The sequence below is a fragment of the Aeromonas sp. FDAARGOS 1409 genome, assembly GCF_019048705.1.
GTDB lineage: Bacteria > Pseudomonadota > Gammaproteobacteria > Enterobacterales > Aeromonadaceae > Aeromonas > Aeromonas sanarellii.
In genome coordinates this window covers 3,013,839-3,028,395 of the sequence record NZ_CP077395.1, presented here as the reverse complement: position 1 = coordinate 3,028,395, position 14,557 = coordinate 3,013,839, and the positions used below count along the sequence as shown (strand labels likewise).

Below are 14,557 nucleotides of genomic sequence, written 5' to 3'. Positions count from 1 at the left end.
TTGAGACAGGAGTATGCAATGAACCTCATCAACGTCGCCAAGTTTGGCGGAACCAGCGTCGCCGATGCCGCGGCCATGAACCACTGCGCCGACGTGGTGCTGGCCAATCCGGCGACCCGGGTGGTGGTGCTGAGCGCCAGCGCCGGCGTCACCAACCTGCTGGTGAGCCTGGCCCAGGGCGAACTGGACGAAGCCGGGCAGGACACCCTGCTCGACAAGCTGACCGGGATCCAGCAGGCCATCCTGACCGCGCTCGGCAACCCGAGCGACGTGAGCGCCCTCATTCACGCCCAGCTCGGCGACATCCGCACCATGGCGCGCCAGGCCTGTCAGCACACCGACGCCGAGCTTGCGGACAGGCTCATCGCCTGCGGCGAGCTGATGTCCACCCGGCTGTTCACCGAGCTGCTGCACCAGCGCGGCGTCAAGGCCCAGTGGCAGGATGCGCGCCAGCTGCTGCGCACCGACAGCCGCTTTGGCAAGGCCACCGTGGATCTCGCGGCGACCCGCGCCCTCTGCCAAGCCACGCTGGGCCCCCTGCTGGGTGACCACCTCGTCATCACCCAGGGCTTCATCGGCGCCGATGGCGACGGCCGTACCACCACCCTCGGCCGCGGCGGCTCCGACTACAGCGCGGCCCTGCTCGCCGAGGCGCTGGACGCAGGCAGCATAGAGATCTGGACCGACGTCCCCGGCATCTACACCACGGATCCGCGCCTGGTCACCCGGGCCCGCCCCATCCCCGAGATCAGCTTCGTGGAGGCGGCGGAGATGGCCACCTTCGGCGCCAAGGTGCTGCACCCGGCCACCCTGCAACCGGCCCTGCGCCAGGACATCCCGGTGTTCGTCGGCTCCGCCAGGGATCCGGCCGCCGGCGGCACCTGGATCCGCGCCAGCACCAGCACCAATCCCCTGTTCCGGGCCGTGGCCCTGCGCCGCAACCAAGTGCTGGTCACTCTGCACAGCCTCAACATGTTCCACGCCTACGGCTTCCTGGCCGAGGTGTTCGGCATCCTGGCCCGCCACCGCATCTCGGTGGATCTCATCACCACCTCCGAGGTGAGCGTGTCGCTGACCCTGGATCACACCGGCAGCCAGAGCAACGGCGAACCCATCCTCAATGACAAGGTGCTGGCGGAGCTCGGCCAGCTGTGCAAGGTGGAGGTGGAGACCGGCTTCGCCCTGGTGGCCCTCATCGGCAACCGCATGAGCGAGGCGGCCGGGGTGGGCAGCCAGGTGTTCGACGCCATCCGCGAGCACAACATCCGGATGATCTGCTACGGCGCCAGCGCCCACAATCTCTGCTTCCTGGTGAAAGAGGACGAGGCGGGCCACATCGTCAACTGCCTGCACCGGGAGCTGCTCGACTGAGCAACGCTCTTCTCCTGGCCAGTACAAAACCTGGCGGGCCCCCCTGCTTCCCTCGCGGGAGCAGGGGCTTGAGGGACATCCATCCTCCCTCTCTGGAGCCACCACGAGACCGACAACAAAGAGGGGCGCCGCGGCGCCCCTCTTGTCGTGCAGGTATGCCCTAGGATCGCGCGGGCGGCAGCAGGTTGGCCCGGATCTGCTCGCGCAGCCCCCCCAGCCGCTGCAACAGACCGGCCTGACCGAGCCCGGCCTCATCGTGCTCCAGGTTCTCGGCAAGCGCCGGGAAGTGATCCCGCACCGCCAGCTCCAGCCAGTCGAGGCGGCGCAGGGTGAGCGGGCCGCAGCTCTTGCCGCTGAGATCGTCCTGGATGTCGAGCCGGTGGCTGCGGTACATGTCGCGCCACCAGTTGGCCGCCAGCGCCTCGTCGCTTGCCAGCGCCGCACTCCACTCCCCCACCAGCCCCTGCATGCGGGCCAGCACGGGGGCGCTCGCCCCCTCCCGCGACAAGTATTGCAGCTCCCCCTTCGCCCAGGCGAGGCAGAGCTCGCGCCAGTGGCGAAACAGCGGCAGGGGGTCGGCCACATCCAGCCAAAGCCCGGAGAGGGTGCGGGTCTCGAGCCGCTCCGGCACGTGGAAGCCGGGGTCGGTGAGGCCATTGGAGTTGAATTCGTACAGGGGATCGAAGGGCCACATGTAGCCAAAGTCGAACACCGAGATCTGCTGGCCGTCATCCAGCAGATTGCCCGGGCTCGGATCCCAGTCAAACCAGCCCCAGCGTGCCAGCTCGGCCTCCACCGCCAGCATCTGCGCCAGGTTGCGCTTGCAGAGCTCGCGCACCGGCTCGCCCCGCAGCCAGGGGGAGACCAGCACCCCGGCCCGGGCTGAGCCGAAGCTGGTACAGACCACGTTGGAGAGGATGGTGGGGTGCAATTCCCGCAGGGACTCGATCTCCCGGCGGCGCTCCAGCTCGGTGAGAAAGGCGGTCTTGCCGTCCACATTGGCCACCAGGGAGTCCTGCCGGCACCGTTTCAGGCACCAGTGATGGCCCTCCACCTTGAGATGAAACACCTCGGCGGTGAGTCCGTGGCCATAGGCCCTGATCACCGCCGGGTGATCCTCGGTCAGCCTGATGAGCTGGGCCAGCGGTAAGGGACAGTCCCGCTCCCGCCCGATCCGGATCTCTTCTTTGTTCTCCAGCATCTGGAGCAACCTGGCCTGACGCGCCGCAACCTTGGGATTCATACATGTACCTCCAACCGTTGCTCTGAGACTAAACAGCGGTACGACGGCAGACCAGCGGCAAAGCCCCATGATGACGCTTTCATCACAGAATGAGCCCCCCTGGCGGATCGGGATCACATTTTGCAAGTCACGGTCGTCACGAAATATTCATCCCCTTGTCATTGAATTGACATCGAGGAACAAGCCCCTCACCATCTGGTCAAAATAGATGCAGCGTTGCTGCCGTGCCCGCTCCAAGGATGAGCCCCTATGAATGCCCCCGTCTCCGGTCACTGCCCCTCCCCGTCCCGGCCCCTGGCCGGATGGCTGCTTGGGGGACTGACCGCCCTGCTGCTGCTGACCCTGGCCCTGCCGCTGCTCAACCCCGTCGGTTGGCTCGGGCGGGCGCAACCGCTGATCCTGGGGCCAGCGGATCAGCCCATCGCCACCCTCTCCCGCTACAGCCTGCTCTACAAGAGCGACAGCCGTGGCCTCTATCTGGTGGTACGCAGCCAGTGGCAACTGTTGAAGCCGCTGCAGGAGGGGGACAAGGTGCGAGTGGAGCTGCTCAACGACAGGGGTGTTCGCATCGATCAGCTGAGCCAGGCGGCAGAGAAGCGCCAGAAGTGCCGCCAGGAGCGCTGCACCCTGGATCTCAACAGTGCGCTGCGGGCGCCGGATGATGCCCTGGACAGCCGCTATCAGCTGCGCATCGGCCTCTTGCTGAAAGATCGGCCGCAGAGCGGGGAGTACAGCCAGATCTTGCAGACCCTGCCGGAGCGCGGCTTCAACCTGACCTATCTGATGACCAGCCTGCTGCTGGTGCTGCTGATGAGCGCCGCCATGCTCAGGGTGTTGATGCCGCGGCTGCGCCGCAGCTACCGCTCGCGGATCCTCGGCAGCCTGCTGCTCGGCAACCTCACCTTCGTGCTGCTGCACGGCTTCGTGGTGTTCAAGCTGGGGGAGTTTCTGTTCTGGTCCGGCTTTCGGCCTGAACACTACTATCTCGCCTGGGGCAGCATGGTGCTGGGCTGGAGCCTGTGCGCCCTGGCGGGCTTCAACCTCTACATGGGGCTGGTCTTTACCACCCTCTCAGGCATAGGCCTGCTGGCGAACTTCATGAAGATCGCCATCTACGGGGTGCCGCTCGGGGGGGACGATCTCGGCAACCTGCTGGCCCTGCTCCACATCCTGCTGGATCAACACCCGGTGCTGCCGGTGCTGGCCGTGCTGGGGCTGCTGTACCTGTGCTGGCGCTTCGCCCTGTCCCGCTGGATCCTGCGCACGGCCGCCGCCACCGCCGCCTTCTTCGCCCTGTGCGTGTTCGCCACCCAGACCGGCAACAAGCTGCTCGGGGCCAACATCCGCTACGTCGACAGGGCGGTGAACTACCACAGGGACATCATCCGTGCCGGTCCCGGCCTCTACCTGTTCAACCTGGTGGACGAGATGCTGCAAAGCGGCAACGTCTTTCGCTACCCCCTGCAGATCAACGAGCGCACTCCCGAGCTCAGCCAGCCGGTCCTGGGCCAGCCACCGCGCTTCGATCTGGTGATAGTGCTGCAATACGAGTCGCTCTGGCTCGACTGGCAGGGCAAGATCTGCGCCCCCGCCCCCACCCTGAACCTGCCCGCCGGGGTGGCGCAGTGGCACAAGACCATCCACTCCCCCACCACGGGGGGCATGACGGTGCTGGCGGAGTTCGAGATGAACACCGGGCTGCCGGCGGGCCTGCTCAAGCAGGGGGTGGTGCCCTACTACTACCTGTCAAACCAGGTGCCCGGGCTGGCCCAGAGCGCGAAGCAGAGCGGCTACCAGACCCTGTTCGCCCACCCCTATGTGGAGAAGTTCTGGGGCCGTGCCAAGGCGATCCCGTCGCTCGGCTACGAGGAGCGCTGGTTCGACACCCGCTTCACCAGCCTGGAGCACAAGGGGCTCTATATCTCGGACGATGCCCTCATCGATCACCTGCTGAAACGCACGGCGCAGGACGACGGGCCCCTCTTCGCCTACGCGGTCACCATGCAGGGGCACGGCCCCTTCGACGGGGATCGCTATCGGGCCCAGCAGATCGATCGGGCCTGCCCGGATCAGAGCCCGGCGGAGCGGCAGCTGCTCAACACCTACTACACCGGGGTGGTGGATGCCATGGCCTCCCTGGAGCGGCTGCTCAAGACGCTCGATCGCTCCGGCAAGCGCTACCTGGTGGTGGCCTTCGGGGATCACCAACCCTTCCTGATGTCGGCGGGCAAGGGCATCCACGGCGCCAAGCCGCCCCGGGACGCCGCCTACCAGATCCCCATGATGGCCTTCACCCGCGCCGATGAGGGGCTCGATCTCGCCCGCCAGTTCGCCCCGGTGCGCCAGCTCTACCAGATGGGTCAGGCCACCCGAGCGCTGCTGGCGGGGGACTTCACCCCCATAGAGGACAAGCCCCTGCTGCACCCTGTGCTCGGGGAGGAGAAGGGCTTCGACCCCTCCCCCCTGGTGCCGCAGATCCGCGCCAGCTTCCGGGCCGATGCCCTGCCTTGATGCTATATCCAGACAGCAAAGAGGCCGCTGCAGCGGCCTCTTTGCTTTTCTCTTCCGACTAACGGAGCCAGGGTTCACACAGGCTGAGACGTTGCCTGTCGAGATCCAGCTCCACCTCTATGCCGAGCGGCACCGTCAGCATGGGGTGGGTGTGGGCACAGTCGAACTCCGCCAGTATGGGGAAGCCCGGCTCCCCCACCACCTCCAGCAGGATATCCAGCGGCCGCCTGCCACTGCCCCTATCGTCGAACAGCTCGTGCTTGCCGAGCACCAGGCCACCGATGCGATCGAACACCCCGCACAGCTTGAGGTGGGCGAAGGATCGCTCAACGGTTTCGGCGGACAGCAGGCTGTCTTCCAGCAGCAGAATATCCCCGCGTTCAATCTGCGGCATATAGGGGGAGCCCCAGATCCCCGCCATTGTGTTGAGGTTGCCGCCCATCAGCCGGCCCCGCACCCTGCCCGTCCCCACCGAGTGAAGCCGATTGGGATGGCACCGTTTGGCACGCGTCTGGTGCTCCCAATCGAGCCGCTCCTCGCTCCAGTGCGTCGGTGTCGGCAGCCGGTGGGGCACCTCTGCACCACCGGCCATGCAGATCGGCAGGAAGCCGGCCAGGGTCTCGTCCACCAGCGGGGGCAACTCGCCGAACGAGGCCACCAGCGCCGGACCGTAGAAGGTGACCAGCCCGGTTCTGGCGTGGATGCCGAGCAACAGCGCCGTCACGTCGGAGTAGCCGATGAGGATCTTGGGATCCCGTTTCAGCGCCTCGTAATCCAGATAGGGCAGCAGGGAGTTGGAATTGTTGCCGCCGATGACCGACATGATTGCGCGCACCTGCGGGTCGCGGATCAGCGCGTTGAGCTCGGCGGCCCGCGCCGCGATGGAGCCGGAGCGCCAGTGATCCTGCTCCCCGGTCAGGCTGCCGGCCTTGAGCCCGAAGCCTTGCGCGGCCAGGAAGTGCTGTGCGCGTTCGAAACGGTGGGGGGCCCAGGCGGTCGCTGCGCTGGAAGGAGAGAAAAAACCTATGGTGTCACCGGGTTTGAGCCCCGGCGGCCTGAGTAAGGTCATGGATAGATCTCTGTAGCCAAGAGGGGGCGCCGGGAAAACCCAGGTAAGAGGTCTCATCCTAATCCATCTCTCATTCACCAGACCAGTGGAAAACACGCACAAAAAAGCCGATCTCAGGATCGGCTCGGGGCGCTGGCTGGCAAGGGGTGAAAACGGGCTCACACCACCACGGCGGTGCCGCTGATGCTGACCATCAGCATGCTGCCGTTCTGGCCCACCACCTCGTAGTCGATGTCGATGCCGACCACGGCGTTGGCACCCAGGGCGGCGGCACGCTCCCTGAGCTCCTCGAAGGCGATCTCCCGGGCCCGGGCCAGCTCCTTTTCATAGGCACCTGAGCGACCGCCGATGATGTCGCGGATGCCGGCGAACAGATCCTTGAAGATGTTGGCGCCGAGGATGGCTTCGCCCACGACGATGCCGCGGTACTCGCGAATGCTCTTGCCTTCCAGGGTGGGGGTGGTTGAGAGGATCATCTTGCGCTCCTTGGGGTGAAAACGGGTTTCAGACTACCCCAAACCGTCGCCAAGGGACATCCCCCTGCCGCGCCACTTCGGGATCTGCCGCACCGCTTCGGCCATAAAAAAGGAGAGGCCCTGGCCTCTCCTTCTGATCTGAGTGTCTACCAATACCACTCAGTGCAGCTTCATGCTCGGGCGCAGCACCCGGTTGATGCGACCCACCAGCATGATGAGGCCGGTCTTGATGTAGCCGTGCAGGGCCACCTGGTGCATCCGGTACAGGGAGATGTAGACGATGCGGGCGATGTAGCCCTCCACCATCATGGAGCCCCGCATCAGGTTGCCCATCAGGCTGCCCACGGTGGAGAAGCGGCTCAAGGAGACCAGGGAGCCGTGATCGTGGTAGCGGTAGGGCTTCATCTCGCCGCCGTTCATCTTGGCCAGGATGTTCTTGAACGCCTGGGTCGCCATCTGGTGGGCGGACTGGGCGCGCGGCGGCACGAACTTGCCGTCCGGCTGCGGGCAGGCGGCGCAGTCGCCGATGACGAAGATGTTCTCGTCACGGGTGGTCTGCAGGGTCTCGTGGACCACCAGCTGGTTGATGCGGTTGGTCTCGAGGCCCGCGATCTCCTTCATGAAGTCCGGCGCCTTGATGCCCGCGGCCCACACCATGAGGTCTGCTTCAATCAGCTCCCCATCCTTGGTGTGCAGACCCTCGGCGGTCGCTTCGGTGATCATGGTGGCGGTGCGCACGTCCACGCCCAGTTTCACCAGCTCCTGGTGGGCGGAGCCGCTGATGCGCTCCGGCAGCGCCGGCAGGATGCGGGGGCCCGCTTCCACCAGGGTCACCTTGAGGCTGTCGGTGGTGAGATTCTTGAAGCCGTAGGCATAGAGCTGCTCCACCGCGTTGTAGAGCTCGGCGGAGAGTTCGACGCCGGTGGCGCCGCCGCCGACGATGGCGATCTTCACCTTGTCACCGGGCTGGTATTCGGTGGCGAACTGCAGGAAGCGGTTCATCATGCTGTTGTAGAAGCGGTGCGCCTGGGAGGGGCTGTCCAGGAAGATGCAGTGATCCTTGATGCCCTTGGTGTTGAAGTCGTTGGAGACGGAGCCGATGGCCATCACCAGGATGTCGTAAGGGACTTCCCGCTCGTTGACCACCAGGGCGCCACTGTCGTCGTGGATGGGGGCCAGCACGATGCGTTTCTCGTCGCGCTTGATGTCGGTCAGGCTGCCGAGCTGGAATTCGAAGCCGTGGTTCTTGGCGTGGGACTGGTAGCTCAGGGCGTCGATGCCCGCGTCCATGGAGCCGGTGGCCACTTCGTGCAGCAGGGGTTTCCACAGGTGGGTGCGGTTGCGATCCACCAGGGTGACCTTGGCCTTGTTCTTCTTGCCCAGCTTGCGACCCAGGCTGGTCGCAAGCTCGAGACCGCCGGCGCCACCGCCTACAACGACAATATTCATCATGATGATTTTCCTTGGTTCCTCAAAACGAAAGGGAGCCATTGGCTCCCTAAAACGAAATCGGTTGACGTGATGGCTCAGGCTTCCTTGAAGGCCTTCATCCGTTGCAGATGGTGCGAGATGTTCTTGAACTTATGGGTCTCGCGCTCATCCCATACGATGTCGTAATAGTTCTTCAATTCACGTTCAGTGTCCCGATTATCGCGGATTTCATCCTGAACGGAAAGGATGCACAGGCAGTTTCCTGAATTTTTATTACGAAATTCGGTTACACACTTGGTGCCGATGTCCTCGTACTCCTCCGGCCTGTCGATCTTGCCCTGCATGTTCTCTTCCGGGTGCAGATTGGGGTTGAAGATCACCTGCTTGATGCCGCACAGAAACCCGATCCGCTCGCTCCAGTAACCGCCAAGCCCCACGCCGCAGATGAGGGGCTTGGGGTCCGTGCTCATGTCGAGCTGTTTCTTCACTTCCTTGAGCAGGTGGCTCATGTCGTGGCGGGGATGAACCGTGCTGTAGTGCACGAAGCGCACATCATCATCGATAAACTGCAACTGCAGCACTTTTTCATGATTGCCGGGGCTGGTGGCATCAAAGCCATGCAGATAGATGATCATGGACAAGACCTCAAAAACTGTGTCGGTTCTATCGAAACTACCCCAGCGACAGGGCCTTGCGCCACCAAAACATCTGACTTTCTTGCTTTGGATCACGCCCGTCCGGGCCGGAAAACCGCGGGGCAGAACCCTTTGCCCCGCCATGCCCCTGCAAGGAACATGGCGGGAACCGGGTCTGTCGTGACTCAGCCGCCGCTTTGGGCGAAGCGCTCCACCGCGCCGGCCACCAGGGCCAGGCTCCCCTGCCAGAAGGCGCTCTGGCGAATGTCCTGCCCCAGGTGTTTCTCCACCAGCGCCTCGGCGCTCATGCGGCCGGTGTCCCGCAGCAGGGCGCGATAGGCCCCGGCTACGTTCTCCTCCCCCGCCGCCTGGCGGCCCATCAGCTGCTGATAGACCCCGAGGCTGAACAGATAGCCAAAGAGATAGGGGTAGTTGTAAAAGCCGAAGCCCGCGATGGAGAAGTGCGCCTTGGCGGCCCAGAACATAGGGTGATAGCGGCTGAGGCTCTTTTCATACCAGCGCCCCCAGGCCTCGTCGGTCAGCGCCTTGAGCCGCGCCGGCGAGACATAGCCCGACTCCCGCTCGGCCACCAGGGCGCGCTCGAAGTCGAAGCGGGCCGGGATGTTGACCAGGAAGGTGGCGGCGCCGTCGGCCTCCGCCCAGGCGATGGCAAGGCGCTCCTCGGGGCTCTGCGCCTGCTCGAACAGGGCGCAGCGCACCAGGGTCTCGGCGAAGATGGAGGCGGTCTCGGCGAGCGTCATGGGGTAGCTGCGCTGGCTCATGGGCAAGTCTCGTATGAGCCAGTTGTGCCAGGCGTGCCCCAGCTCGTGGGCCAGCGTGATGACGTTGTCCATGGTGCCCGCATAGGTGATGAAGACTCGCGGCTCCACCGGCTCGGCAAACTTGGTGCAATAGGCACCGGTGCGCCGGTTCGGGGTGGGGGCGGCATCGATCCAGCCGCGCTCGGCCATCATGCGGGCAAAGTCGCCCATCTCGGGGTCGAAGCGGGCGAAGGCCTCGGCGATGATCCCGATCGCCTCCTCGAAGGGGATCTCCCGGCGGCTGGCGGCGGGGGGCGGCGCAAACAGATCCTCGGGCCCCAGCACCTCGAGGCCGAGACGCCCGGCCATCAACCCCAGGGCCCGCTGGCCCAGGTGGCGGGCCTGCCAGGTCTCCTGCATCAGGGTATCCAGGGTCGCCCGCTCGATATGGCTCTGGTGACAGGAGAGATCCAGGGCATCGAGGGTCCGAACCTTGCCGCGCTGGCGCGAGAGCTCCAGGCGCCAGCCGTTGAGGGCGTTGAGGATGGCGGCCACCGTCTCCTGCTCCCCCTCCCAGCCGGCGCTGATGGCATCGAAGGCCTCTTTGCGCAGGACCCGATCCGGGCTGGAGAGCAGGTTGCTCGCCTCTGCCAGCCCCATCTCGCGGCCGTCGATCACCAACCGGATCTTGCCCACCAGATCGTTGTAGAGGTTGCCCCAGGCGTGCAGGCCGTCGGTGCCCAGGCCGATGACCAGTTGCTCCGCCTCCACCGGCAGGCGCTGATCCTGCAATCGGCGCTCATGGCGCAGCCGGTACGCCTCTTCCCCCAGCAGGGGATCGGCCATCAGCTGCTCAAACTCGGGCGCAGGCAGCGCCAGCATCAGATCTTCGATGGGGGCAAGCGTCTTGAACAGATCGGCGTTGAGGGCGCGGGCGCGGGAGGCCTGCTGCTTGGCCAGCCCGTCCCGGGCATCCTGGCTCCCCTTGCAGGCCGCCAGCACGGCGATGTTCCAGCCGATGTCGCGAATACGCCGGGCCCGCAGGCGCACTTCCCGCAGGAAGTCCTGCAGGGCCGGCAGGCTGGTTTGCGCCTGCGCCAGCCCCTCGATAAAGCCGCCAAGCTCCGCCAGGCTGGCGCGGGCCAGGCTCATGTCCGCCTCCAGCACGCTGCTGTCGAGGGAGGGGTAGATATGCTCATTTTGCCACTGCTGTGGGTAGACTCGTTGTTGCATCGAACGCTCATCGTCAGGGACGGGCCAGGCCCGTCGTGAAACCGGGGTGACCCGAGGGCCACGAACTTCGCGGGCTGGCCTCACACCAGCCGCTCGAGGCGCTCCACCGCCTCTTCCACATAACGCAGGCTCTCCTGCCAGAACCCGGGCGCACGGATGTCGACCCCCAGGTGCTTCTCCACCAGCGCCTCGGCACTCATGCGGCCGGTATCTTGCAGCAGGGCGCGATAGGCGGGGACAAACGCCCGCCCGGCCCGCGCCTGCTGGGCATAGAGCCCCAGGCTGAAGAGATAGCCAAACAGATAGGGGTAGTTGTAGAACCCGGACTCGGCGATGGAGAAATGGCCCTTGCTGGCCCAGAACAGCTCGTCATACTGGCTGAGGGCGTCACCATACCACTGCTGCTGCGCCGATTTCATCATCTCCCGCAACTGCCCCGCCCCCACATACCCCTGCTCCCGCGCCGCCACCAGGACCCGCTCGAAGGTGAACCGGGCGGGGATGTCGAGCAGCAGGCTCGCAGCCCGCTCCCCGTCCAACCAGGCGATGGCCCGGCGCTGCTCCACCTTGTCGGTGGCGGCCAGCAGGGCGTCGCGCACCAGGGTCTCGGCAAAGAGGGAGGCGGTCTCCGCCAGCGTCCTGGGGTAGTCGCGCTGCTCCAGGGGCAGGTCTCGCAAGAGCCAGCTGTGCCAGGCGTGGCCAAGCTCGTGGGCCAGGGTGATGACGTTGTCCATGGTCCCCTCGAAGGTGAGGAAGACACGCGGCTCCGGCGGGTCGGCATACTCGGTGCTGTAGGCGCCACTGCGTCTGTGGTCGCTCGGAGCGGCATCTATCCAGCCCCGATCCGCCATCATGCGGGCGAAGGCCCCCATCTCGGGATCGAAGGCCGCAAAGGCCTCCACCACCAGATTCAGCGCCTGCTCGAAGCTCATCCTGCCTTGCACGGCGAGCGGGGCCGGGGCATAGAGATCCCAGGGGGCAAAATCGGTGATCTGCCGGGCACAGGCCATGGCCCGCAGGGCGCGGCGCCCCAGCGCCTTGTGCTCGTCGGCCACCGCCATCAGGGTCTCCAGGGTGGCGCCCGTGAGGTGCTCCTGATGGCAGGAGACCGCCAGGGCATCCAGCCTGCCTCCCCTGCCGCGCTGACGGACGATCTCGTTGCGCCAGCCGTTGATGGCGTTGAGGATGGCGGCCACCGTCTCCTGTTCCGCGGCCCAGGCGGTCTGGATGGCGTGCCAGGCGGCGGCGCGGCGTGCCCTGTCCGGGTGGGCGAGCAGGTTGTCCGCCTGGGCCAGCCCCATGGGAACCCCCTCCACCACCGGCATCAGCCGGCCCACCAGGTTGTCGTAGAGATCCCCCCACCCCTGCAGGCCGTCCACCGCCAGCCCCTCGATGAGCTGCTCGCTCTCGAGCGACAGCCACTGATCCTGCTGCGCCCTGTCGTGATGGATGTGGTAGGCCAGCTCGAAGAGCTCGGGATCCTGCAGCAGGGTGCGCACCAGCGCCTCGGGGGCACGCACCCAGAACAGGGCCACCGGCTTGCAGCGCTGGGCCAGGGTCGCCTGCAACTGCTGGCCCCGGGAGAGCAGCACCCTGGCGGCCTCGTCGCGACCGTCCCGGCTGAGGCGGTTGTAGCCATAGGTCTGGCTGTTCCAGGCCAGGGTCTTCACCCCGTTGGCCTGGCGTCGGATGGCCCGCAGCAGGTGGCGCAGGGCGTTGGGGTCTGGGATGGGGTGAGCGGGATCCGGCAGGTCCGCCAGCAGGGCGTCGAGCCCGGTGAGGGCGCGGGCGGCCTGCGAGAAAGCGGCGTCGATGGCCGTATCGTCGGGGGCGGCATAGATGTGATCATCCTGCCAAACGGGTGGTTTCATGGTTGTCCTTGTCTGTTTGCGTCCATATCGGGGCCCCGCCTCTGCGGGCGGGTGACAGCCCGGATAGTACGAAGGGGGCCAGGCACTTGCCTAGCCCCCATTCGAGGCAACCGGAATCACGAGGAAGGCGCGGTGCGACGGCCCCTGTCGGCCGCCCCGCACAACAACGCCTTACTTGGCGGGTTTGAGCTTGCTCACCAGGGTCATGGCCAGCACCAGCAGCAGGCCAGCCAACACACCCACCAGGGCGTTCAGCAGGGTCGGCGTCACTAGGGCGAGGGCCGCCCCCATGCCGGGCAGGGAGGCGACAGCCGCCGCGGCCCCCTCGATCAGGTGGTGGACGAAGGGCCAGCCGTGGACCAGGATGCCGCCGCCAACCATGAACATGGCGATGGTGCCGACCAGGGCCAGCATGTGCATCAGGCGCGGCGCCGTGACCAGCAGACCTCGCCCCAGGGCGCGGCGCAGGGCGCTGGCATCGGGGGCCTGCAGCAGGTGCAGGCCGATGTCGTCCAGCTTGACGATGAGCCCCACCAGGCCGTAGACGCCTATGGTCATCAGCAGGGCGATGCCCGCCACCACGGCGATCTGCAGCCCCAGGCTCGACCCCTGTACGGTGCCGAGGGCGATGACGATGATCTCGGCGGAGAGGATGAAGTCGGTGCGGATGGCCCCCTTGATCTTCTGCTGCTCGAAGGCCGCCAGATCGTCGGGGATGGGGGCGGCCTGGGCCTCCTCCCCGGCCTCATGGGGCAGGAACTTGTGCGCCAGCTTCTCGGCCCCCTCGAAACAGAGGTAGGCCCCCCCCAGCATCAGCAGCGGGGTGATGAGCCAGGGCACCAGGGCGCTGATGGCGATGGCGGCAGGCACCAGGATGAGCTTGTTGCGAAACGACCCCTTGGCCACCGCCCACACCACGGGCAGCTCCCGCTCGGCCCGCACCCCGGAGACCTGCTCCGCGTTGAGGGCGAGATCGTCCCCCAGCACCCCGGCGGTCTTCTTCGCCGCCATCTTGGTCATCAGCGCCACGTCATCGAGCACGCTGGCAATATCGTCGAGCAGGGCCAACAAACTGGTTCCGGCCATATCTGGCATTCCTTCTATTCAGTGGGACACATCCGGGCTGCCCCGGTCAGGGTGATGAGGGGGGCAGGGGATCACGGGCCCATCCGGGGATCACCCTTTGGGGCAAAAGATGGCACAGTGTAACGGGAAGCCGCCACGGCGGCAGCCCCCCATGGCAGGGTTCCCCTGCCCCATGTTCACTTCAAGGCCCCGGGCCCGAGGAGTTTTCCATGCAACCCTGGCAACCTCTGATCGATTTCTGGTTTGGTGACGATGCCGATGACGCCCGCCGTGCGGCGCGCCAGGCCCCCCTCTGGTGGGGCAAGAGCAGCGAGACCGACGCCCTGCTGGCCCGGCGCTTCGGCGAGCTGGCGGCCAGCGCCGCGGCGGGCGAGCTCGCCGGTTGGGCGGATCACCCCGCGGGCCGCCTGGGGCTCATCCTGCTGCTCGACCAGTTGCCGCGAAACCTCCATCGCGGCACCCCCGCCGCCTTCGCCCAGGACGACAAGGCGCGGGCTCTGTGCCTCAAGGGGCTGTCGTTCGGGGCGGACAGGGGGCTCTCGCCGCTGGCCCGGGTCTTCTTCTATCTGCCCCTCGAGCATGCGGAGTCCCGGGAACAGCAGGCCAGAAGCGTGGCCCTGTTCGAGGCGCTGGCCGCCGAGCAGGCACAGGGCCCGGCCCGGGAGACCTTCGAGGGGTTCGCCGACTTCGCCCGCCGCCATCAGGTCATCATCCAGCACTTTGGCCGCTTCCCCCACCGCAACGCCATCCTGGGGCGCGAGAGCACCCCGGAGGAGGTGGCATTTCTGCGCCAGCCGGGCTCCGGCTTCTGAGCCGCGCGGCCAGACGTGCATAAAAAAACGGGCCTTAGGGCCCGTTTCTCATGGCTTG

General features: G+C 66.2%; 11 protein-coding genes. 3 read left to right on the top strand and 8 right to left on the bottom strand.

Annotated features, from left to right (window positions below; all coding sequences use genetic code 11):
* The first annotated feature begins 18 nt into the window (after window positions 1-18).
* Window positions 19-1,371, top strand: coding sequence for a lysine-sensitive aspartokinase 3 (lysC, locus tag I6L39_RS14390; protein ID WP_216990025.1), 1,353 nt, complete (start codon window positions 19-21; stop codon window positions 1,369-1,371).
* Between the two features lie 160 nt (window positions 1,372-1,531).
* On the opposite strand, the gene I6L39_RS14385 is transcribed toward lysC, so the two are convergent.
* Window positions 1,532-2,614 carry a hypothetical protein gene (locus tag I6L39_RS14385; RefSeq protein ID WP_216990024.1) on the bottom strand — a complete coding sequence of 361 codons (1,083 nt, stop codon included), beginning with the start codon at window positions 2,612-2,614 and terminating at the stop codon, window positions 1,532-1,534.
* 249 nt (window positions 2,615-2,863) lie between these two features.
* On the opposite strand from I6L39_RS14385, the gene I6L39_RS14380 reads away from it, so the two are divergent.
* Window positions 2,864-5,125, top strand: a complete 2,262-nt coding sequence (locus I6L39_RS14380) for an LTA synthase family protein (RefSeq protein WP_216990023.1) — start codon at window positions 2,864-2,866, stop codon at window positions 5,123-5,125.
* Between the two features lie 58 nt (window positions 5,126-5,183).
* Here the strand turns inward: I6L39_RS14380 and I6L39_RS14375 are convergent, their stop codons facing one another.
* The 7 genes from I6L39_RS14375 to I6L39_RS14345 all read right to left on the bottom strand — a co-directional run bounded on the left by I6L39_RS14375 (window position 5,184) and on the right by I6L39_RS14345 (window position 13,687).
* Window positions 5,184-6,194 carry a S66 peptidase family protein gene (locus I6L39_RS14375; protein ID WP_216990022.1) on the bottom strand — a complete coding sequence of 337 codons (1,011 nt, stop codon included), beginning with the start codon at window positions 6,192-6,194 and terminating at the stop codon, window positions 5,184-5,186.
* 158 nt (window positions 6,195-6,352) lie between these two features.
* Window positions 6,353-6,670, bottom strand: a complete 318-nt coding sequence (locus tag I6L39_RS14370; protein WP_042075218.1) for a heavy metal-binding domain-containing protein — start codon at window positions 6,668-6,670, stop codon at window positions 6,353-6,355.
* A gap of 159 nt (window positions 6,671-6,829) precedes the next feature.
* Window positions 6,830-8,122, bottom strand: coding sequence for an NAD(P)/FAD-dependent oxidoreductase (locus I6L39_RS14365; RefSeq protein WP_216990021.1), 1,293 nt, complete (start codon window positions 8,120-8,122; stop codon window positions 6,830-6,832).
* A 74-nt stretch (window positions 8,123-8,196) separates the two neighbouring features.
* Window positions 8,197-8,736, bottom strand: coding sequence for an alpha/beta hydrolase YcfP (gene ycfP / locus I6L39_RS14360; protein ID WP_010674358.1), 540 nt, complete (start codon window positions 8,734-8,736; stop codon window positions 8,197-8,199).
* Between the two features lie 185 nt (window positions 8,737-8,921).
* The gene (locus tag I6L39_RS14355; RefSeq protein WP_216990020.1) at window positions 8,922-10,730 is read right to left on the bottom strand and encodes a M3 family oligoendopeptidase; all 1,809 of its coding nucleotides are present in this window, start codon (window positions 10,728-10,730) and stop codon (window positions 8,922-8,924) included.
* Window positions 10,731-10,810: 80 nt separating this feature from the next.
* A complete protein-coding gene (locus I6L39_RS14350) occupies window positions 10,811-12,601 on the bottom strand; it encodes a M3 family oligoendopeptidase (RefSeq protein ID WP_216990019.1) in 1,791 nt (596 codons plus the stop codon).
* Between the two features lie 171 nt (window positions 12,602-12,772).
* The gene (locus tag I6L39_RS14345) at window positions 12,773-13,687 is read right to left on the bottom strand and encodes a DUF808 domain-containing protein (protein ID WP_216990018.1); all 915 of its coding nucleotides are present in this window, start codon (window positions 13,685-13,687) and stop codon (window positions 12,773-12,775) included.
* Window positions 13,688-13,896: 209 nt separating this feature from the next.
* Between I6L39_RS14345 and I6L39_RS14340 the strand changes: the two genes are divergently transcribed.
* The gene (locus tag I6L39_RS14340) at window positions 13,897-14,499 is read left to right on the top strand and encodes a DUF924 family protein (protein WP_216990017.1); all 603 of its coding nucleotides are present in this window, start codon (window positions 13,897-13,899) and stop codon (window positions 14,497-14,499) included.
* Window positions 14,500-14,557: the final 58 nt, after the last annotated feature.